This window comes from Mucilaginibacter sp., assembly GCF_025362475.1.
GTDB lineage: Bacteria > Bacteroidota > Bacteroidia > Sphingobacteriales > Sphingobacteriaceae > Mucilaginibacter.
The window spans coordinates 71,534-91,794 of sequence record NZ_JANYGH010000018.1 but is presented as its reverse complement, the minus strand read 5'-3'; the positions used below and the strand labels follow the sequence as shown (position 1 = coordinate 91,794).

Below are 20,261 nucleotides of genomic sequence, written 5' to 3'. Positions count from 1 at the left end.
GAATGTTTTTAATCCCTGCATCCTACAGGAAATAAGCAGTCCATGAAAAAACTAAATTCATTCCTTTTATCGGTAATTATACTCTTCACGTTACAGCTATCAACCGCCTTCGCCCAAACGCCGCAGCTTACTGTAGATGGTAAAAGCAATAATGGCGTAAAGCTGCAGCAGCTAAAAATTGATGTTGCTATTTACGGTAATATCAGCCGTACTACCTGGCAAATGACTTTCTTTAATTCTACTTCGCGTATTTTGGAAGGGACGCTCACTTTTCCGCTTAAGGATGGTGTGAGCATCAGTCGGTATGCTTTAGATATTAATGGCAAAATGCGCGAGGCCGTTCCGGTTGACAGGGGGAAGGGTACCGTAGTTTTTGAAGCTATTGAACGCCGACGGGTTGATCCTGGATTACTTGAAAAAGTAGAGGGTAATACTTTTCGTACCCGCATCTATCCCATTAATCCGCACAGTACCCGTACGGTAATTATTGGCTACGAAGAAGAGATGCCACTGGCAGATAATGGCAATCTTAAATTTACCTTACCGCTCAACGTAAAAGATACAGTAGATAAATTTTCGCTGAATGCTGCTGTAATTCAAAGCGTAACTGCCCCGGTTGCTGATAACTCCAATGATGATAACCTGCAGTTTGATAACCATCAAAATACCTACACGGCTTCTATAGAGAAAACTAATTACACTCCAAACCATCCCATTTCATTTTTGATCCCCAAACCATCGGATGCAAACGAGGTAATGATACAGACACAAGGCAATAAGTATTATTATTTCATCAATACTACCCTGCAATCGCAAAGTATAAACAAACCGGCTCCACACCGCATAGGTTTGCTTTGGGATGCATCCTTAAGTGGTGCCAATCGCGATAGCAAAAAGGAATTTGCGTTGCTGGATGCCTATTTCAGAAAGATAAACAATGCCGAAGTTACCCTGGTAACCTTTAGCAACACCATTTTAAGTACTAAAGCATATACCATAAGCAATGGCGACTGGTCGGCCCTTAAAAACCAACTGGAGCATACCACCTATGATGGGGCTACCAATTTAGGGAACATCAATTTAACGCAATACCCCGCCGATGAGTTTTTACTAATGAGCGATGGGCATCAAACCTTTGGCGAAAAGACCATTAAATTAAGTAACAAGCCCGTTTATTGTATCAATTCATCAGCAGCGGCCGATTATAGTAACCTGAAACTGATTGCCCTGAAAACACATGGCGAACTAATTGACCTTACCGGGGATGATAACGCCAAGGCCTTAAAAAGTTTAACTACGCAGCCCCTGCATTTTTTAGGGATTAAGGCCGGGGCGTCGGTCGAAGAAAATTACCCTTCCTTACCGGTTGCAGTTGGTGGCACATTTTCAATAGCGGGGATTACCCGCAATCCTAACCAAAGCATTACTTTACAATATGGCTATGGCGATAAGGTAAGTTATGAAAAAGTGATTGCGCTTGACCTGGCAAAAAATACCGTTGATGATGTTAATGTGGCCAAACTATGGGCGCAAAAAAAGATAAGCGAACAGGATATTAACTATAACGCCAACCGGCAGGACATTGAATCATTGGGCAAACGTTTTGGTATAGTTACCCGTAACACCTCCCTCATTGTTTTAGAAACCGTGTACGATTATATCCAATACGACATTGAGCCGCCAGCCGAATTGCGCGAACAGTATGATGCCATTATGAAACAAAGGGCACCCAATAATGTGCAAGCCCGGCAAAAAGACCTCAGCATGGCAGAAACCACACTCAAGGAATTAACCCAATGGTGGAATGCCGATATCAAGCTTGCGGTTAAACCCAAACCTAAGAGCAAGCAAAGAGTTCATCAAAGTGCACCTGCCGTGGTTGCATCTTTACAAATAGCTGAACCGGTAGGAAATCCAGACATACAGGTGGTCTCAGACGAGGCAGTACAATATAAGGCAAACGCGGCTTCGTCAAATTCTAGTCAGCTTAATGAAGTTGTTGTAGTGGGGTATGGAGCACAAAGAAAAACTGCGGTTACAGGATCTCTGTCAACTGTACAACCGGGTTTTTTACAAGGTCGGGCAGCGGGGCTTAGTGTTGGAAACTCAGGTGCTCCCGGCGCAAATGCAGAAGTACGTATCCGCGGGGCAGCAACAATGGGTAACGGTCAACCATTATACGTTGTAGATGGGGTAGCAAGCAGCAGTCCGCCAAATATAGATCCTAACTATATTGCATCCATAAATGTAGTAAAGAATGCCAATACAACTGCTATTTACGGAGCCAGGGCCAGCAATGGTGTCATCGTAGTAACTACAAAAAAGGGTAGAGCAGCCCATGCGGATTCTGTGATTAACCGTGCAGATAAAAATGGAGGGATTAATATAGCCTATAACCCCGCTGCGGCCGATTACTTAAAAACTATCCAAAAAACAGACAAAGCTGGCCAATACCAGAAATACCTGGAGTTGCGGCAAGCTTTTAGCGGAAACCCCGTTTACTATTTTGATGTGGCCGGCTATTTTATGAACGCCGGGAACAAGGAACTGGGCGAGCGCATATTAAGCAATTTGGCCGAGTTGGACCTGGGGAGCTATGAGCTTTATAAAATGCTGGGCTATAAATTAAAGCAACTGGGCGATGTGGAGGGTGAGCTATTCGCGTTTAAAAAAGTTATGGAATTACGCCCTTTAGATCCGCAAAGTTACCGAGACTATGGGCTGGCCTTAGAAGATGCCGGCGAACATCAAAAAGCTTTAGATGTACTTTATGCCGCCATGAAAAGGACCTATACCCCCGAAGCAGAACGCCTTTACAATGGCATAGAGGAAGTATTTTTGCCAGAAATAAACAGAATTATTGCCTTAAATAAATCAGACCTTAAGCTTTCTGGTGTTTCTAAAACGGTGATAAAATCATTGCCGGCAGATATTCGCATTGTAATGGACTGGAACATGAACAACACCGATATTGACCTTTGGGTAACCGACCCTAATAACGAAAAATGTTATTACGGCCACAACCGCACCGAAATTGGCGGGCGCATCTCGCAGGATATGACCCAGGGTTTTGGTCCGGAGCAGTTCCTGTTGAAAAAGGCGATCAAGGGAACTTACAAAATCGAGATCAATTACTATGGCGACAGGCAGGCAACCATTGCCGGCCCTACAACTATCATGGCCGAGCTGTTTACCCATTATGGAACCCCACAGGAAAAAAAGGAGCTTATTGTATTGCAAATGAAAAAAGATGCCAAAGGGGCGGTATATATTGGGGACCTGGATTTTAAATAAATGAGTTTTGCTTTTCGTGGGGCGCTTTTTTTCACCGCAAGTGTTCAGAAGATGACTATTCGTTATTTTAACGAATAGTCATGCTGAATTTATTTCAGCATCCTATCAGCAAGGTTGACGCTTTACAGGCCATCATGCCGATGCAGATCGGCATGATGGCCTTTTTTAATTTTTTAGAACACATCAATATTATACTTTTAAATAAACCAGTGGCGTAGCCACGGCTAATATTGTAACAACGGATTTTAATCCGTTGAAAAGAAGCAGCCTATAAAAAGAACCATAGGTTCGGCCCATATACCCAGCTGGTTACGGTTATTCAACATGCAATAAATGAAAAATGCTGGTATCTACTTAAAAGATATACGCCGTGCCTACGGCACTCATTTTTCATTTTGGTTTATGATCAACGGATTAAAATCCGTTGCTATAATATGTTCGAGCCTATGGCTCTATAAAAAATGATAATTTGCCTGACCCTTCAAATCGAGTATTGACCTAATGAAAAGGACTGTCCACAAGGCAGGCGTTCAATCGCCCGGTAGTTATTTATAATGACGATTGAATGTTTTGAATATAAATATATATTATTTAGCCTAAACAGCTGTTTATTTGATATTTACATTTGCAGTTTAGTCTTTTTGTATATAGCTTTAGTTAATAAATAAGCCAGGCCTCTACCATCTTAACAATTATTGCGTGAACCCATTTGAAATTAGATTATCCAACAAGATGATAATAACCAGGATATAAAATATTGCTGTACTATTCCTTGCGCGCCGCACTGTACCCCCTTACAGTCCCAATTGGCCGGCAGGAAGGTACAATATCGAAATATCCTGCGTGATGTGGCTAAGCTGAACTTGATTTAAAAAGGTATTAAATAGCTGTTTTAAGTACGATAAAACGGCAACTGTTAGTTTTATTATAAAACAATTAACACGGATACTAATAACAACAAGCTTTAAACTTTGCATCCTATGGAACAACAAGTAATTGACATCCACTGTCATCCGGCTTTAAAAACCTGGCTGTTTCCCTCGCACCATGTTTATGACGAAGTGAATCCCACAAATTATGAGTTTAGTGAAAATTGTTTTGTAAACATCGATCAGATGCAGCGGGGCAATGTGGGTATAGCGGTATCTGTTTATTACCTGCCCGAAGCCGAGCTGGAATCAGATCAAATGCGAAACGTGCTGTTTACGTTACTGCGCGGTTTATTGCGGATTGTATGCAGCAGGCTGCCACAAATTATAGAAGATAAATCAACCCCTACGGCTTCGTTTGAGCAAATGAAATCCTATATCAACATGTTTGCGGAGGATATTAATGTTGCTATCAGGAGCGGTAAAAATGTATCCATTGCAACCAGTTATAGTGATATACTGAATAAAATAAATAATGGGACAACTATTTTTCTGCATAGTATTGAGGGGGCGCATTGTTTAGGTAATAACCCAATTGCTAATGTTACTGTTGAAAAAAACCTGGAGTATTTTTTTAACATGGGCGTTTGCCAGATAACATTAGGGCACTTTTTTGAAAATATACTGGTATCCTCATCAGGTGGAGTACCGCCCAAACTGGCCTTCGAGCTGGATTATGAACCCGATAAGTATAATACCTACCCGCTGGGGTATAACGGTGATTTAGCGATTGGCATTATTGACAAAATGCTGGAACTAGGGATTATTATTGACCTGGTGCATTGCCACCCTAAAGCCAAGCAAATGATTTACGACAGAAATAATTTACGGCTTGATAAAAAGCGGCCATTGGTATTTGCGCATACCGGGGTTAGGGAGGTAGCAAAAAAACATAATCCGGATATGCCCGATAATTATGCTGCATTTCTGCCCGATGCAAGCGATATCAGGGCAATAAAAGATTGCGGGGGTGTTTTGGGCGTAATTTTTATGGATTACTGGCTTACCGGCGATGACGATTTCAGACCTGGTATACAAGCAGTAATTGAAACCATGGTATTTATACGCGATGTGCCCGATAGTAATGGCGTTAAAGGCACCTATGATCATATTGCAATTGGGTCTGATCTGGATGGATTCACCACCATTCCGAGTGACCTTGGCGGGGCAAGAATGATGAAGGACCTGGTAAATGCCATTAGTCGTATCCCCGGTATTAGCCGCGATGATATCGACAAAATTGGCTGGGCAAATTATATGAGGGTATTAAAGAACGGCTGGGGTAAAAAATAATTGATATACCCACAGGCCCTTAACGGCATATATAAAAATGGAACTGAACTAAGGAAATTGCGTAGCCGGTATTACTTCCTTTTACAACCTGGCTGTCCATATATAACGGTGATACGTAAAGCACATTAATATGAGAGATAAAAACGAACTTTTAGGGTTAAGCGGTACAACACCGCTGGCCAATAATTTGCGGTCTATCAAGGAAAGCGTTGTAAAGGCGCCGCCGGCATACAACATGGATGGACTTATAGCAGAAAATAAATGGGCGTGGATAAAAAAGAATGTTAGCAGCATTGGCAAAAACAAGTTTAAGCCCTATCCTTATTACCATGATCCCCAAAATAATAATGGCATCTTTAAAATTCAAAAGCCCTCTGCAGATCCGGTTACCGTTGCCCTGTTGAGCGACTGGGCCGCAGATACCGCCGAAGCGCAGCTGATTGCACAGCAGGCGGGCATCCAGGATTATAGCATCCATTTGGGAGATACTTATTATGTAGGCAACGAAAAGGAGATTGCCGAAAATTTTAATACCGATGAGGGCGGTACCTGGCCTTATGGCACCCTGGGCAGTTTTGCTATGGTTGGTAATCATGAAATGTACTCAAACGGGCAAAGTTATTTTACCCAATTACTGCCCTATATGGGCACCTATGTAGAAAATCAGGATTTGCCGGTGCAGGTACAGCAAGCGAGTTTTTTTTGCCTTGAAAATGACCACTGGCGCATTATAGGGCTTGATACAGGTTATGATTCCCTAACCGGGTTCCTGGGCCTTAGCCCAAATAAAAAGCTTGATCTTACTCCGGAACAGAAGGATTGGCTGCAGAATACGGTTAAACTTAACGAGGATAAAAGAGGGATCATCATCCTATCTCATCACCAGTGTTTTTCGGCATTTGAAGATGAATTTCCAAATCCGGCTAAATTTATTTCGTCTCTGATGTCGCCCGGCCGGGATATTTTGTGGTTGTGGGGGCACGAACACTGGTTTTCGGTATATGGCCCCAACAAGCTTGATAACGGCTCAAACATTTTTGCCCGCTGTATAGGCAACGGTGGCATGCCGGTTGAACTCTATAATCCCGATGGGGGCATCAAAAAACCAAGGAATAACGTTCCAGCCAGTCACGAAAACCGCAACCTGGTTCTTTATGATCAGCGTAAACGCCAGGTAGTTAAAGGCAATATCGCTTTGGGGCACAATGGTTATGTCATCCTAACCCTACAGGCCAACCAATTAACCATCGGCTATTTTGATGATAACGGGGGCAGTGGCGCCGGCCGAAAAGTACTTGACGAAACCTGGACAATAGATACCACCACTGGAATACTAAAAGGAACCAGCATTACAGATCATACCATCAACGGCAATCAACCGGCAGCATTGCAGTTGTCTCTTTTTGGCGCGTGGCTAAAGGATGCTATCGGTGGTTGATAATGGAGGTTTGTGCTTATTATGTTAACTGTTTTTTAATGCCGATAAGTCGCATTGAAGGTTTTTGTCCCAGTTGCCGGTTTTGGCTGCCGCGTCATAAGTGGATTGCATAAATTTCAGCAATGTTTCTTCTGGTTTGGCAGATCGCTGTACAGATTCATAGGTTAATAAAAACTCACCCATTTCGGCGCTATAAAATGCTTCTGGAGGTGCTATCTGCTGGTTTTTAAAATCATCAGGAGTAGGATAGCAGTATGCATAAAACACAGCATGAGGAAAATCGGCCGAGCCGGGCCAAAAGCCACATGAGCTTACCTCCTGCGAGTAAGCTTCCTGCATAACAGCCTTGGGTATATTGGGCATTCCTCCGGGATGTTGAGGAGCCGGTCTGCCAGAAAACCGGGTAACGGCCAGGTCAAACGCGCCCCAGAAAAAGTGTACCGGGCTGTTCTTCCCCTGAAACCCAGCCCTGAAATCAGTAAACACATTATGGATCCTGACCAGCGCCTGCCAAAAATTGTGCATCAGGGCAGCATTGTAACCGCAGGGTGTATGATTTTCTGCAAAAGGTACGGCAGGGTCAACCTCATTGGGCACGGGGTAAATAGCTACATTTACGCCGGCTTTTTGTATATTATCCATCAGTTGGCCATAAAAGCCGGCTACCGTTTGGGTGCCAAGTGTAAAATGGAGTTTTATTCCCGTACTGGTGATGATTTGCACCTCATGACTGATAAAATCCAGATCGATCTGGAAAACGCCGCCATCATATGGCATACTACCCGTAGTTAATCCTGTGGGGCTTACATACAGCGTTACCTGCCACGAATGGTTTATCCAGGGCATCTTCTGCAGCCTTATTTTGCCAACTATTTGAGTATACATGTGTACCGTAGCAATGGTGTCTTTAATGGCATGAAAATCCAAAGCTGGCCAGGTTGAGGTGGTATGATCTGTCATGAGAAATAGTTTAAATGTAAACAGTGAGATGGGGTATTATGTTTTTGTCTTTTGGCTTGTGTTTCATGGTGTTGTGGCTGCGTTTGTTAAATAAAAGTATTTATTAACAACCTTGCAAATATCCACCAAAAACCTATATTTTGGTACATATATTACATGATCAGTGTAGGAGGTTTTTATGAATAAAATTTTTACCAACTTTTTACTGTTTTTAGTTAATATAATTTTCTTCTTTGATACCTATGCGCAGTCACCAGATAAAAATTACCTGTATTTACAAAGCTACAGTGTTAATAATAAAGCCCAATTATCGCCTAAAATAAATGCTGCGATAGCCAGTATTAAAGGCAATGCATTACCAACTGTTTTGGCCCCCGACATTAAATATCAAAGTCCCCAGGCTTATGTTATAAATACCCCCATTGCACCTTTGCTGCCTGTAAATACTGGTGGCCCGGTGCTGCCCGGAGTTTATGGACAGGTAAGCACATTTGCAGGCGGGGGGGCGCCCGTTACTCATGATGCTCAGGGCTTGGATGCCGGTTTTAATTTACCATCGGGAATTGGCGCCGACGCGGCAGGGTATATCTATGTTTCAGATTATGGCAGCGGAGCTATCAGGCAAATTTCGCAGGGGGCTGTTGTACATACCATTTCTCACACCCGTAACCCATCGGCATTAATAGTTGATGACCAGGGCTATATTTACGTTTCTGATTTCGCCAGTAATGATATTCTCAAAATTACTCCGGCTGGAGTGGTATCGGTTTTTGCAGGTAGCGGCACTGCGGGTAATACGGATGGAACCGGCACTGCTGCTTCATTTAATTCGCCGGGTGGCCTGGTAATTGATAAGTCCGGGAATATTTATGTTGCCGATCAGCTAAATAACAGCATCCGTATGATCACTCCTGCCGGCGTGGTTAAAACAATTGCGGGCAGCGGCATTGCCGGGTCAAATAACGGACCCGGCATGACAGCCAGCTTTAATAATCCTGATGGTTTGACTATTGATAAGCAGGGCAATGGGTATATAGCCGATACCAAAAACAACCTGATCAGAAAAGTAGCCCCCGATGGTACTGTTACAACATTTGCGGGCAGTGGTGCGGCAGGTAAAAGTGATGGGTTTAAAACAGCTGCAAGCTTTAATTACCCCACAGGCATAGCGATTGATGCAACCGATAATTTGTTTGTAGTCGATAATAAAAATCATTCCATAAGAAAAATTACCCCGGCCGGCGATGTAACAACTTTTGCAGGTACCGGAAGCCCAGGCTATGCAGACGGAATAGGTACTGCGGCAAGCTTTAATTTTCCAGTAGGATTGACTTTTGATGTAAACGGGAATTTATTTATAACAGATTACGCCAATTATCAAATCAGAAAAATAACTTTAACGGGGTATAGCATTGATAAGCCTCTGCCCGCCGGCTTAGTATTTAACCCCCAAACGGGAGCTATCACCGGCACGCCTACTGCAATATCACCTGCTACCGATTATACCATTACCGCGCATAATGCAGGGGGTAGCAGCAGCACTGTGGTAAACATACAGGTAAGTTTAACCACGCTTAAGCCATCAATAATTACTTTTCCTCCGCTTGGCGACGCTGTTCAAAATTTGATAATCCTGACTGCCAGTAGTACCAATAAAGAAACCCCGCTTATTTATACCAGCAGTAATCCCGCTGCAGCGATAATTACTGCCGATGGGCACATCCAGTTGATAGGTGTAGGTTATTCAACCATTACCGTTAGCCAGGCGGGTAATGGTAATTATAGTACAGCCGCTCCTGTATCCCGAATACTTACGGTTTACCAGAAGGAAGAGATCGCATTTGTAGCACCACCAGTTAAACACCTGAACGATGGCGATTTCAGTCCCGGGGCAACAAGCAATGTTTCTGCTTTTCCGGTTACTTATACAAGCAGCAATCCGCAGGTAGCAACCATCGTTAACGGGAAGGTCCATATTACCGGGATCGGCACTACACTTATTACTGCTTCGCAAGCGGGTGATGCATTGCATGTTGCGGCAGCTCCTGTTACGCAGGAGTTTACAGTAACTCCCTTATTGGCATTTGGCGGCATCCCATTAAAATTAACCTGCGATAATGATTTTGATCCCGGTGCAACAAGTACCAAATCAATTGCCTATGTAAGCGGCAATACCGCCGTGGCAACCATCATCAACGGTAAAATTCATATAGTTGCCCCGGGTACAGCAACTATAACTGCAACCAGTAATGGCGAGGTGCTTACCCAGGAGTTAACTGTGGGCGCGGTGCCACAGCCTGCCATAACCATAAGTGCTTCAATACCTACCCCCAATTGCGCGGGCACCCCGGTTTTGTTTACAGCTTTACAAACAGATGCAGGTACAAATCCAACTTACCAATGGCGGGTAAACGGTTTAGATGCCGGTACCAATACGGCAACTTTTACAAGTAATACCCTTGCAGATGGCGACCAGGTATCCTGCACACTCACCAATAACAGTAGCTGCGCCGGTCCGGTGCCGGCAAAATCGAATGTTATAAATGTGGGGGTATTATCAGCGCTTGATCCGGCACCAACTGTGGCAATAGCAGCATCTGCTAATGATGTTTACTCGGGCACAGCCATTACTTTAACGGCTACTACTCAAAACGCGCCATTGGTTACAGCCTATCAATGGAAAGTAAATGGCGTAAATGCAGGTTCAAACCAAAGTACATTCACAAGTACAATCTTTAAAAACGGGGACGAAGTTACCTGCACTATTACGGTAAGTAATGCCTGTACGCTGCCTGCTACGAGCAATATTGTAACAATTAACGTATTGCCGCCGCTCGCCATAACCGTTGCCAATATTTTTACGCCCAATGGCGATGGCGTTAATGATACCTGGAGTATTCCAAATCTTTCTTATTATCCGGATTGCCTCGTAAGTGTTTTTAACCGCTATGGCAACAGGATCATGCAATCCACAGGCTATACTAAACCCTGGGATGGTACTTATGGCGGTAAACCATTACCACCAGGCGTTTATTATTACATCATTAATATTAAAGATGGCAACCAAAAACTATCCGGCAATGTTACTATTTTAAGATAGGATGATTCGCCGATTTATCGCTTGGTACCGGGGTGTTGGCACTTATCGCTTTGGGAAACGGCATAGTTTTGTGGAGATAAAAGACTGAGTGAATTTGGGTAGATACTGAAAAGTACTCCGCAGGGTTCTTTCAATGAGAAGCCTGCGGAGATGAAGCTTTTTAAACCTGCTTGGGTTGCTTAAAACAATTTTTCCTGTGGTGGTTTAACACCGGCCAGGCGTAAGTAAACGGTAGTTTGGCCCCTGTGATGCGTTTGGTGCTCAAAAGCTTTGGTAAACGCCATTCTCCTTGTAAGATCCATACTGCCGAAAAGTTTAATTTGCTCATCCAATTGTTGGGGCGTTAACTTTTTAAGCGCGTTTATGGCAAAATCATAACTTTCCATCACGGCTTTAGTAACAGCTGCTTTTGATTTGTCGGTTGATTTTTCCAACGCGCCGGGGGCGTAAGGGCTTTTTTCGCCCGATGCACCTGAAGCAAATCCAAGGTTGGCATCGCTAAGGTGAAGCATCTGCTCGGCAAATGAACGCATTTCGGGCGTGGGCTTTAAGGCATAACCAGTTTCGGTCATGGCATCCAGGTACTCTTTGGTGTAGGTTTTTGCCCGTTCCCATTCTTTCACCAAATCGGCGGTGCTTGTTTGTGCTTTAGCAAAGCCCGTGAAGCCTAAAATAAGGCACAACGTAGTTAGTAGTTTTAAAGTTCTCATAATCATGGTGGTTTATGAAAACAAAGTTCGACTATTTAATGTAAAACAACCAAATAGGCAGGTTAATAAATCATAAAAGATTGACCTGCTGGCAGCTTGGGGGACTTTGGCAGGTGACGCAGAAAATTGATTGGTCAACATTTCGTCCCCGCGGGGTCCTATTTTCGTCCCCTCGGGGACGGTGAAAGATTGACCTGCGGGGCAGCTTGGACAGGATAGAACTGGCGGGTAGTTTCATCTCTTTCTAATTTTTTAATGCCTCCAGTTTTTTTTCTTTCTCAGCGATCACCTGCTGCAAGCCGGCTATGCGGTCTTTATCGTTGGGATTACGTTTTATCACCGCCCGGATGGCCATGATCTGCGCGGTCAACAGGGCTTTGTTAGCGGGAACTTTCACATCTGGCTGAACGCCTTTTCCTTCCCAGTCGGTGTGTGTAACCGGGTTTACACTGTAAGCAAATGGAATATCCGCTAAAAAATAAGTGCCAATCTTGTAGGGCTTAGTTGGATGAGCGCCCCCGCCGGTGACCTCGCCGATCACTTTTGCACGGCCCAGCGCCTGCATATTGTAAGCAAAATCTTCCGATGCTGAAAAGCAGTCTTTACTGACGAGGATATAAATGTCCTTATCAACCAGTTTGGGACCGGGAACAACCGGCAACGTCCATGACTGGCGCAGCGTTTTTGCGTCGCGGTCATAGTTATCATTCCAGTGTACCGGATCGCCAAAAAAATAACTGGCGATCAAATAGCCGCCGTCGGCAAAACCGTGGTTGTTGCGGATGTCAATGATGATGGCGTCGGAATTGGCGAGAAACGTCATGGAGGACTGGGCAAGGTCCTTGATCCAATCTGAGGGGAAAAATGTATCAACCTGCAGGAGGCCGATATTGCCATCAAGTATTTCGACTTTCTTAAAATTGAAATTACTGCGAGCCCAGGTCTTTCGGAACGCGTCGGCATCTGCTTGCGAAGGAGCTTCCGGTTTTTCATCACCGATAGGAGTAGCCGAATACTCTACGCCTAAATGTCCGTCGTTATTGGCGGCATGGAGGTCAGCAGTTAATGTTTTAGCGAGCACTTCCCGGCTGCTAATTGTATCGTAATTGTGATGCTGCTGATGTTGGCGAATGGCCTTAGTCATTTTTTTTGCCAGGTCTTCATAAACATAAAGGGCGTTAATTTTCGCAATCAGCGTGTCTATCACCGTGTTTCGTTCTGCAGCTGTAAGTTTAGGCGGCTGAGCTGGTTGTTGCGCGCGTACGGTTAGCGTGGAGATAAGGCAGATCAGGTAAATTATTTTCTTCATAATGGGGTGATTTTCAGTTGTTCCATGCCGGTGGATCGGTATCTGAACAATAAAAATAAGAAAATAATTGCTGTGTAAATTGGATTATTGTGGCATATCCAACAAGAGGAGATATTTCAACTGATGTTTTTATTTTGTGTAGTTGATATTGGAGCATGCCTGCATTAATGTTGTGTAGATACAGCCTTAGTGCTACCGCGGGGGCCTCTTTGAGAAACCCCGCGGGGACGGGAACATTCGAACCCTTAACTCTTCCCAACTGTTGCTGCATCAAACACACGGCAGAAGTTACCGCCGCCTACTTTACCTATTTCATCGGCAGTAAAGCCGGTTTTTAACATTGCATCAACCACGGTGTAATAGAAACCGGATTTCTGATCTGCCCAGGCCTGGTTTGTGCGCTCGCCGATCCTGCCGCCATTTTGACCGTTGCCGCCTGTACCATCGTGACCTTTATCCATGGGCGGCCCATCATGGCGATCACCAGGATCAACACCAGGTTTAGGGCCTAAGTTACCGGCTGGCCTATATGGCGAGGTCAATTTGGTATCGGTGCCGATGCAAACATGGTCGATACCTACAACATGTACCAGGGCACGGATATTTTGGGCGTACTCCAATGCGGAGTCGGCTAAATGTGTCCATACACCAATCACGCCGCCCGTGTCTGCCACAATTTTAGCCTGCTCCTTGCTTATGAGCCTTGGCTTCATCATTCGGGCCATATTTTGGTTCTGTCCCAGCTGGGTATCAAGTCCTGTATGGGAGATGATCACCGGATGTTTCGCCACTTTGAGCGCGGCGGCCACCGTCTCTGTGCTGGCGTGCCCAAGGTCTACAAGAATGCCCAGGCGGTTACATTCCCTAATCACGCTGGCACCGAAAGTGGTGAGGCCGCCCCAACGCGCGGGGTTGGTGAAAACATCGCCCAGTGGTGCTGATGCATCGCTGTCATGAAGCAGTGTTAGGTGGCGTAAGCCCCGGTCATAAGCTTCGCTAAGGCGCTCCAGCTGGCCTTCAAGAAAGTGACCGCCCTCTACTGATTGGATCACGGTGGGCTGGTGTTTTTTGTGGGCCGCAAGTAGATCGGCAAGGTTCAGAGCGCGCTTCATGCCGTTGCGGGCCAGCTGCTGGTCCATAGAAGCCAGGCCATTCTTAAACCGTTCGTAGGCTTCTCCGGGGTTTTGTAATTTTTGATAATCTACAGCGAATGTATAGGGGCTCATTTAAAATGTTAACATAATATAAAATGGCAAAATGGCAAAAAATGGCGTTTTTGAGTTAGATAGGGCGCTTTTTGCTTTTATGGTGGGTACAAAAAAGTCAGTCAAATTGTTAACTTAATTACTATTTTGTATAATTTGAGTATAATTTTGATCGGTTTTACCTATAGTAATTATACTCAAAACAGTATAAATGTATAACTCAACTCTTATTAAATTGGCTCTCTTTAGTATATCCCTTATAAAAATCAGCATACATATCCATGTAATTGATTAATTGAGAAATGGCCATTCTATCACCCTCAATTTCACTTTCATAAGCAACCAATAAAAAGCATTTTAAAAGTTTTTTATCGGTTATATGATTATGACTTTCTCCAAAATCAAAATCAAATTCTTTTTTGTAATCCTTGAAATTTGAGCCTAAAGGGAACTTTTCACGAATAAAATCCGGCGCGCCAAAACTTTCAGATACCTTAACAAGCTTTGAATAATCGGTAAAAGCCTGCTTTAGTTCGGTAATGGACACGGATAGTAATTTATTGAGTTGGCGGTCTGGATGCCTATAGTAAAAGTCAATTTTATTCTCTTCATAGTAGCCTTTATACAAAATTTCTTTTGCAGGTGGATTTGTTACATAGTCCTTTTGTAGTTGAACATCGTTTTCCCCATTAGTTTCCCCAATTATATTACCCATAGAACTATTAAAAATATCACCATTGTTATTGTAGTACCATTCTGGAGAAATCTTGAATTTTTCTATCAAAATTTCGACAATCTTATTTGTTACGTTTTTTCGGCCTGTTTCAAGCGCTGAAAGATAAGATTGAGTAATCTTTAATGCCGTGGCAAACTCATTTTGTTTGAGATTCAAAGCCTCTCTAACAGCTTTAATTTTTTCCATTGGTAATATTTATTTCTTTATTCTCTTGTTTATATTACTATTAGTACTAAATTTGTTCTATAGTTACACTTTAATTGTACTGCAATATTACTAATTATGGTTTATAGTCAAGAATTAAAAGAGAAATTACCGCACGGATCAGGCAAAGTAATAGCCAAAATAGCCGGGGTTAATGAGCAATCAGTATCAAAATTTTTGAACGGCAAAACAAGAAGTTTAAAACTTGAAAAGGCGGTTTTGGAATTTATTGCCGAACTGGATCAACAAAGGGATAAGGTTTTAAATCCGGGTAAGGGTAATGAGTAGTGTTGTTAAAGTTGACGGAAAGATTTATCTATCATACTCTTATTTAGAGGGTAAAGGGATAAGCTATCATGTTATAAAAAAATGGGCTGCAAGAAAGGACTCTAAGCCGTTTAAATATAACAATGAGGCTTTTATTGATTTTGCAATTATTCCAGCTCCATCAAAAATTAAACTGCCATCTGAAAACGAATTGCTTGCAGCTATAGCCAGTGATAAAAAGGATAGCGAAGTTGTTAGCCTATCTGAAAAGCTAAAATATGCACAGGCTAACAAATGCACTGATTTTAGGGCTTACTATCGTGATACCTATTCACTATCAAGTGATGAGGCTTTAAAGGCAGCTATGAAGCGCGCCGTTTGGGAGCGTTTAATCAAATTATATGATGATGCACATACCACCGGATATAAAGGCGGTTTAAAAAAAGGCGCTTTAGAGTTGCTTTTTGCTGCTTATAACACCGTTTATAGTGGTCAATACTCATCAAAACAGGCTTTTTTAAGGACAATAAACGCCTGTAAAGTGGCTGGATATGATAGTATAATCATTGATAAGCGCAAAATAACAGGCGGAAATAACCTTAAATTCAATGAGTTACACGCCTTTTTTGTTGGAGGTGTTACAAGTATAGGCAAAGCTTATACTGCTGCACAAGTTTTACAAAAAATTATGCCTATGTGTAACGAGACAAATATTGCAGTTCCGTCTCTTTCGTGGGTTAAAAACTTCATCAAAAACAACACTAAAAATAACGAGTATTCTACAAGGTATGGCAGCGATAAACTTGCAAAAACAATGCCTTATGCAACGATGCAAACCGCTTTGCATGCTGACAAACAATGGCAGGTAGATGGCTGGAATTTACCATTCTATTTTAAAAATGATAATGGTTATTTAAATAAGTTAACGCTTATAGCCATTAGGGATGCGTACAGTCGTAAAATAATTGGCTATAGTATCAGCCAGTCAGAAAACAGAATAAGCATACTGGAGGCCTTTCAGGATGCTGTAGCAAACACCGGATGTTTACCGTTTGAAATTGTTGTCGATAATCATTCATTCAACAAAACCAAAGAGGCCGAACACTTTATAAGCGAAATTGGAAAAATTGGCGTTACCTGGACTGTTACCGAAAACCCTCAACATAAGTCTATAGCCGAAAGGTATTTTAAAAACCTTGGTGAGCAGTTTTGTAAAGATCATTACGGTTACATAGGTCAAGGTATAAAAACTAAAGACAAAAATGGCCGGTCAAGTGATGAACTGATACAGAAATACGCAACAAAGGCCGGTAAAATACTTTCTGAAAATGAGATAAAACTGATAGGTATGTCGGTTGTACAACAGTTTAATGATACCACATTGAGCGGTTTTAAACTATCACCGAATTTGTTGTACAGCCAAAGCGAAAAGCCTGTCAGGTTTGAAATAGATCTATTTGAACGGTTAAGGATTTTTACTAAAAAAGCTGAATACAAAATTTCGCGCGGGCAAATCAACATCACTATAGCAGGAATAAAATATGAGTATCAAGTTGATGCAGCAACCTTTAAAAATTACAATGGTAAAAAGGTAGCTGTAAGATATGATACTCCAGATCTTATATACCTGTTTGACTTGAAAACCGACGTTCCTATTTATTCAGTTAAACAAAAGTCAATTATTCACGGAGCAATAGCAGATCAAACCGAAAGGGATTTACGCCTTTTAATTCAAAATAAAGGCCGTACAAAAGGAATTGTATCACAATCCAAAAACCATTCTGAAAACATACGAGAAAAGGCCTTGCAGCATCATCCAGATGCTTTAGAGATCCTGCATCACTACACCACGCCAAAAGATGTGTTAAAGCAAGCTGATACGGATTTTCAATTTAGGCAGGAGGCCGAAAGTAGAGGTATTGATTTAAGCCGCGTAATTACCGTGCCTAAGATAACCGAAATCACAAATCCTGTTTACCTCAACAAAAAGCAAAACCGAAAAGAAGTAAGCCCATTTACCCCGGCACATCACGAAATAAGCATTATTGAGCCTCAATATATAGATAACGAATAAAAAAAGCCTATGCGACAACATAGGCTCCAATTAGATAACTAATTATATAAGAACATGACAAAGTTAGCAGAAAAAACAGAAATCAAAACAGCGGTAAATCACTACTGCAAAGTGAAAGGAATTAGCAAAAATGAGTTAGCCACGCAATTAAATATTAGTGCATCTACGCTCAGTAGCATTGAGAATGAAAACTGGAAAAGCATTGACCAAAAAATGTGGCAAAAGATCTGGAATAAGGTAGGGCGTATAAACGATTTAAAAATATTCCACACTAAGGACTTTAAGGCCGTCGAGGATTTATGCACTTTTTCCCGCAATAACTTTTTCATGACAGGTTTAATTGCTGATACAGGCATGGGCAAAACAACCGCTTTAACATCTTACAGCCACCGCACAAAAGAAACATTTTATGTAAGCTATGATAAAACCATGAAGCCCCGTCAATTCTTTGCAGCCCTTTTAAAAGAAATGTCAATTCAGTTTGATGGCAGTATTAATGAAATGGTTAATCGCATTGCCGATGAGTTAAATGTGATGGAGAGTCCCTTAGTTATAATTGATGAGGCTGGTAAAATTACGCATACCATGATAGTTTACTTACAGGTATTAAAAGATAAAACTCCTTTGTCTTGCGGATACGTTTTGGCCGGCATGCCATATTTTAAGACTAACCTCATAAAGTTTGCAAACAAGCAAAAAGAGGGATATGCGGAATTTTATCGCAGGGTGAATTTATGGCATGAACTGGAGGGATTGAGCGGTAATGATATTGTTTTCATCTGCACTGAATCAGGTATTACTAATCAGGACGATCAAAAACAATTTAGACATAAAAGAAGATTTGGGGATTTAGCTAACGAAATATTACTTAAAAAACTGAACGCTCGCAACTAAAAACATAAGCCATGAATCAGCAAGTATCACGCAGAAATAAGCGCTACAAGGCCAAACGCTTATTCTTTACCCACAAGTATACCTCCCGGCAAATTGCAGCAAAGGTAGACGTTACAGAGGCCACAATGAGTAAATGGGTGAGACAAAACGGCTGGAAAAATCAAGATACTGCGGGTGCGGTGTCTCTGGTTACTACTTTCAGTATTATATCAGCATCCTTTTATGAACACCTGGAGCAAAGCAATCCCGAACTTTTGGCACTGGTAAAAGATGAGATTTGTCTTTATGTCAAAGCAACCAGTAGTTTATCAAAAAATAAAAAAGTAACCCTCTAAATATCCATGATATGGAAAGCGTAACAAAACCCCAATTAACTAAAATACATATCCTGCTTAATAAATTGCAGTTGATAGATGATAAAAAGGCCATAATAAAAGAAGTAACCAAAGGCAGAGCAACCAGCAGCAAAGATTTAACTTTTGCCGAGGCTAAATTTCTTATAAGCCGCTTGTGTGATTGTGATCCTACTGAAAGGTTAAAAACAGTCATTAATCAATTAGCATTTAGAGCCGGGATTATTTACGGCGAAACCGAAACAGATAAAATTCTGAATAAGGTAAAACTGGACTTGTTTTTTAAAAATAATGGATCAGTCAAAAAGGATTTACACAAGCAGAGTTATACGGAACTTACAAAAACTCATAGGCAATTTGAGGCTATTGTAAAAGGGATTGCCAAAAGTAAGGAGCATAGGCAGGCTGAAAAGGCAGTGAGAGAATTATTAACAGAATTGAATTTAATACTTAGTAAATAAACCGATATGCTAAAGCTAATAGGTAAAGAGGTAAAGTCTTTTACTCATCAATTAAATATTGATGTTTTAATGATTGATTTAACTGCAAGGCAGATACAAATAAATTTCAATGGTGCCGATGACTGGTCAGAGGATTGCGGTACAGGAGCCATTGCGACAGGTGATACACTTTTACGATTTATGGCACGAGGATTTGATAAAGATGAAACAACTTTAGGTTGGAGAGCCTCTTTGTTCAACGTTGTCGATAATCGAAAAGTGTGCTTATTCGGTCCTGTAGTTAAAACAGAATTGAGATGAGTTTTAAACACCGTTTAAACACCGTTTAAAATGCCGTTTAAAGCCGGATTACTAAATTTTTGATACAAGGTATCTAAACAAGCAGAAATAGTTTAAATCAAATATATGGGAATAATAAAGTTAGACAAAGAAAACCTTACAGACTTAGCAATCACGCTAAGCGGTGTAAGTGCTTATTCAGACACTTTTTTTGACTTGGTCAGAAAATCATTGTCTGATATTGGAGATAAGATACAGACCGATAATTGCGGTACTGTAAGGCTTAAGAAGCAACAATTTGATGATTGCTTGCAGGGGCTGGTATCTGCATCTGCGCTGCCTGATGTCGCTGATACATTAAGTGCAGCTATAGTAACAGTAACCAAAAAACTATAAGATGGAACAAATTACCACTGAAAAAGAGATTGACGGAGTTGTCGCAAACCTCGTCCTAATTGACCAGCAGTTAACAGTACTATTAGGAATGGCACAAAAGTCAAGAGTTAAATTGATAATGGATTTTTCAGCCGATTGCACCGAATTCGGGCAGCAAGCTGAAATTATTAATCAAACCAGGCAAATGTTTTACAACTCCATTGATAACCTCTTAGCATTTCAGGAAGCTATAAAAGAGTTAGGTAAGGTTATTGAACCAGGGCCAAAAAATTCCTTAAATAAAAACTGGCCTCCTAAAGAAATACAGCCAGAGGATCTGGATTGGACAACACCTTTAAACAGAAATAATTAATTATAAA

Annotated in this window: 18 protein-coding genes; 13 read left to right on the top strand and 5 right to left on the bottom strand. The window is 41.9% G+C overall.

Features of this window, described 5'->3' with window-relative positions:
* The first annotated feature begins 42 nt into the window (after window positions 1-42).
* The 4 genes from Q0R88_RS07010 (at window position 43) to Q0R88_RS06995 (ending at window position 6,954) form a co-directional block, all read left to right on the top strand.
* Window positions 43-3,294, top strand: a complete 3,252-nt coding sequence (locus tag Q0R88_RS07010) for a VIT domain-containing protein (RefSeq protein ID WP_295714215.1) — start codon at window positions 43-45, stop codon at window positions 3,292-3,294.
* An 80-nt stretch (window positions 3,295-3,374) separates the two neighbouring features.
* A complete protein-coding gene (locus Q0R88_RS07005) occupies window positions 3,375-3,512 on the top strand; it encodes a hypothetical protein (protein WP_295714212.1) in 138 nt (45 codons plus the stop codon).
* Between the two features lie 762 nt (window positions 3,513-4,274).
* Entirely contained in the window at window positions 4,275-5,516 is a 1,242-nt protein-coding gene (locus Q0R88_RS07000) for a membrane dipeptidase (RefSeq protein WP_295714209.1), read from the top strand.
* A gap of 130 nt (window positions 5,517-5,646) precedes the next feature.
* Window positions 5,647-6,954, top strand: coding sequence for a metallophosphoesterase (locus tag Q0R88_RS06995; protein WP_295714206.1), 1,308 nt, complete (start codon window positions 5,647-5,649; stop codon window positions 6,952-6,954).
* A gap of 24 nt (window positions 6,955-6,978) precedes the next feature.
* On the opposite strand, the gene Q0R88_RS06990 is transcribed toward Q0R88_RS06995, so the two are convergent.
* Window positions 6,979-7,914: a DUF5996 family protein gene (locus Q0R88_RS06990; protein ID WP_295714204.1), complete on the bottom strand. Its 936-nt coding sequence runs from the start codon at window positions 7,912-7,914 to the stop codon at window positions 6,979-6,981.
* Between the two features lie 178 nt (window positions 7,915-8,092).
* On the opposite strand from Q0R88_RS06990, the gene Q0R88_RS06985 reads away from it, so the two are divergent.
* Window positions 8,093-11,014 (top strand): gliding motility-associated C-terminal domain-containing protein, encoded by a 2,922-nt coding sequence (locus Q0R88_RS06985; protein ID WP_295714201.1) that lies wholly within the window; start codon window positions 8,093-8,095, stop codon window positions 11,012-11,014.
* A 179-nt stretch (window positions 11,015-11,193) separates the two neighbouring features.
* On the opposite strand, the gene Q0R88_RS06980 is transcribed toward Q0R88_RS06985, so the two are convergent.
* The 4 genes from Q0R88_RS06980 to Q0R88_RS06965 all read right to left on the bottom strand — a co-directional run bounded on the left by Q0R88_RS06980 (window position 11,194) and on the right by Q0R88_RS06965 (window position 15,160).
* Window positions 11,194-11,724, bottom strand: a complete 531-nt coding sequence (locus Q0R88_RS06980) for a DinB family protein (RefSeq protein ID WP_295714199.1) — start codon at window positions 11,722-11,724, stop codon at window positions 11,194-11,196.
* A gap of 244 nt (window positions 11,725-11,968) precedes the next feature.
* Complete coding sequence (locus Q0R88_RS06975; protein ID WP_295714196.1) at window positions 11,969-13,033, bottom strand: S41 family peptidase; 1,065 nt, start codon at window positions 13,031-13,033, stop codon at window positions 11,969-11,971.
* A gap of 245 nt (window positions 13,034-13,278) precedes the next feature.
* Window positions 13,279-14,259: a membrane dipeptidase gene (locus Q0R88_RS06970; RefSeq protein WP_295714194.1), complete on the bottom strand. Its 981-nt coding sequence runs from the start codon at window positions 14,257-14,259 to the stop codon at window positions 13,279-13,281.
* Window positions 14,260-14,458: 199 nt separating this feature from the next.
* Entirely contained in the window at window positions 14,459-15,160 is a 702-nt protein-coding gene (locus Q0R88_RS06965) for a helix-turn-helix transcriptional regulator (RefSeq protein WP_295714191.1), read from the bottom strand.
* A 96-nt stretch (window positions 15,161-15,256) separates the two neighbouring features.
* On the opposite strand from Q0R88_RS06965, the gene Q0R88_RS06960 reads away from it, so the two are divergent.
* The 8 genes from Q0R88_RS06960 to Q0R88_RS06925 all read left to right on the top strand — a co-directional run bounded on the left by Q0R88_RS06960 (window position 15,257) and on the right by Q0R88_RS06925 (window position 20,254).
* Window positions 15,257-15,466: a hypothetical protein gene (locus tag Q0R88_RS06960; protein WP_295714187.1), complete on the top strand. Its 210-nt coding sequence runs from the start codon at window positions 15,257-15,259 to the stop codon at window positions 15,464-15,466.
* A complete protein-coding gene (locus tag Q0R88_RS06955; RefSeq protein WP_295714184.1) occupies window positions 15,459-17,519 on the top strand; it encodes a hypothetical protein in 2,061 nt (686 codons plus the stop codon). The genes Q0R88_RS06960 and Q0R88_RS06955 overlap by 8 nt, the downstream gene beginning before the upstream one ends.
* A gap of 54 nt (window positions 17,520-17,573) precedes the next feature.
* Window positions 17,574-18,413: an AAA family ATPase gene (locus Q0R88_RS06950; RefSeq protein WP_295714181.1), complete on the top strand. Its 840-nt coding sequence runs from the start codon at window positions 17,574-17,576 to the stop codon at window positions 18,411-18,413.
* Window positions 18,414-18,424: 11 nt separating this feature from the next.
* Window positions 18,425-18,748 (top strand): hypothetical protein, encoded by a 324-nt coding sequence (locus Q0R88_RS06945; RefSeq protein ID WP_295714178.1) that lies wholly within the window; start codon window positions 18,425-18,427, stop codon window positions 18,746-18,748.
* Between the two features lie 11 nt (window positions 18,749-18,759).
* The gene (locus Q0R88_RS06940; protein WP_295714175.1) at window positions 18,760-19,227 is read left to right on the top strand and encodes a hypothetical protein; all 468 of its coding nucleotides are present in this window, start codon (window positions 18,760-18,762) and stop codon (window positions 19,225-19,227) included.
* Window positions 19,228-19,233: 6 nt separating this feature from the next.
* On the top strand, window positions 19,234-19,527 hold the full coding sequence (locus Q0R88_RS06935; protein ID WP_295714171.1) for a hypothetical protein: 294 nt from the start codon (window positions 19,234-19,236) through the stop codon (window positions 19,525-19,527).
* Window positions 19,528-19,632: 105 nt separating this feature from the next.
* Window positions 19,633-19,902 carry a hypothetical protein gene (locus tag Q0R88_RS06930; protein ID WP_295714168.1) on the top strand — a complete coding sequence of 90 codons (270 nt, stop codon included), beginning with the start codon at window positions 19,633-19,635 and terminating at the stop codon, window positions 19,900-19,902.
* A gap of 1 nt (window position 19,903) precedes the next feature.
* Window positions 19,904-20,254 (top strand): hypothetical protein, encoded by a 351-nt coding sequence (locus Q0R88_RS06925; protein WP_295714166.1) that lies wholly within the window; start codon window positions 19,904-19,906, stop codon window positions 20,252-20,254.
* The last annotated feature ends 7 nt before the right edge of the window (window positions 20,255-20,261 follow it).

Excerpts from the sequence above, each read along its gene's own strand:
- Q0R88_RS07010 (WP_295714215.1), top strand. The coding sequence starts at position 43 with ATGAAAAAACTAAATTCATTCCTTTTATCGGTAATTATACTCTTCACG.
- Q0R88_RS07005 (WP_295714212.1), top strand. The coding sequence starts at position 3,375 with ATGCTGAATTTATTTCAGCATCCTATCAGCAAGGTTGACGCTTTACAG.
- Q0R88_RS07000 (WP_295714209.1), top strand. The coding sequence starts at position 4,275 with ATGGAACAACAAGTAATTGACATCCACTGTCATCCGGCTTTAAAAACC.
- Q0R88_RS06995 (WP_295714206.1), top strand. The coding sequence starts at position 5,647 with ATGAGAGATAAAAACGAACTTTTAGGGTTAAGCGGTACAACACCGCTG.
- Q0R88_RS06990 (WP_295714204.1), bottom strand. The coding sequence starts at position 7,914 with ATGACAGATCATACCACCTCAACCTGGCCAGCTTTGGATTTTCATGCC.
- Q0R88_RS06985 (WP_295714201.1), top strand. The coding sequence starts at position 8,093 with ATGAATAAAATTTTTACCAACTTTTTACTGTTTTTAGTTAATATAATT.
- Q0R88_RS06980 (WP_295714199.1), bottom strand. The coding sequence starts at position 11,724 with ATGAGAACTTTAAAACTACTAACTACGTTGTGCCTTATTTTAGGCTTC.
- Q0R88_RS06975 (WP_295714196.1), bottom strand. The coding sequence starts at position 13,033 with ATGAAGAAAATAATTTACCTGATCTGCCTTATCTCCACGCTAACCGTA.
- Q0R88_RS06970 (WP_295714194.1), bottom strand. The coding sequence starts at position 14,259 with ATGAGCCCCTATACATTCGCTGTAGATTATCAAAAATTACAAAACCCC.
- Q0R88_RS06965 (WP_295714191.1), bottom strand. The coding sequence starts at position 15,160 with ATGGAAAAAATTAAAGCTGTTAGAGAGGCTTTGAATCTCAAACAAAAT.
- Q0R88_RS06960 (WP_295714187.1), top strand. The coding sequence starts at position 15,257 with ATGGTTTATAGTCAAGAATTAAAAGAGAAATTACCGCACGGATCAGGC.
- Q0R88_RS06955 (WP_295714184.1), top strand. The coding sequence starts at position 15,459 with ATGAGTAGTGTTGTTAAAGTTGACGGAAAGATTTATCTATCATACTCT.
- Q0R88_RS06950 (WP_295714181.1), top strand. The coding sequence starts at position 17,574 with ATGACAAAGTTAGCAGAAAAAACAGAAATCAAAACAGCGGTAAATCAC.
- Q0R88_RS06945 (WP_295714178.1), top strand. The coding sequence starts at position 18,425 with ATGAATCAGCAAGTATCACGCAGAAATAAGCGCTACAAGGCCAAACGC.
- Q0R88_RS06940 (WP_295714175.1), top strand. The coding sequence starts at position 18,760 with ATGGAAAGCGTAACAAAACCCCAATTAACTAAAATACATATCCTGCTT.
- Q0R88_RS06935 (WP_295714171.1), top strand. The coding sequence starts at position 19,234 with ATGCTAAAGCTAATAGGTAAAGAGGTAAAGTCTTTTACTCATCAATTA.
- Q0R88_RS06930 (WP_295714168.1), top strand. The coding sequence starts at position 19,633 with ATGGGAATAATAAAGTTAGACAAAGAAAACCTTACAGACTTAGCAATC.
- Q0R88_RS06925 (WP_295714166.1), top strand. The coding sequence starts at position 19,904 with ATGGAACAAATTACCACTGAAAAAGAGATTGACGGAGTTGTCGCAAAC.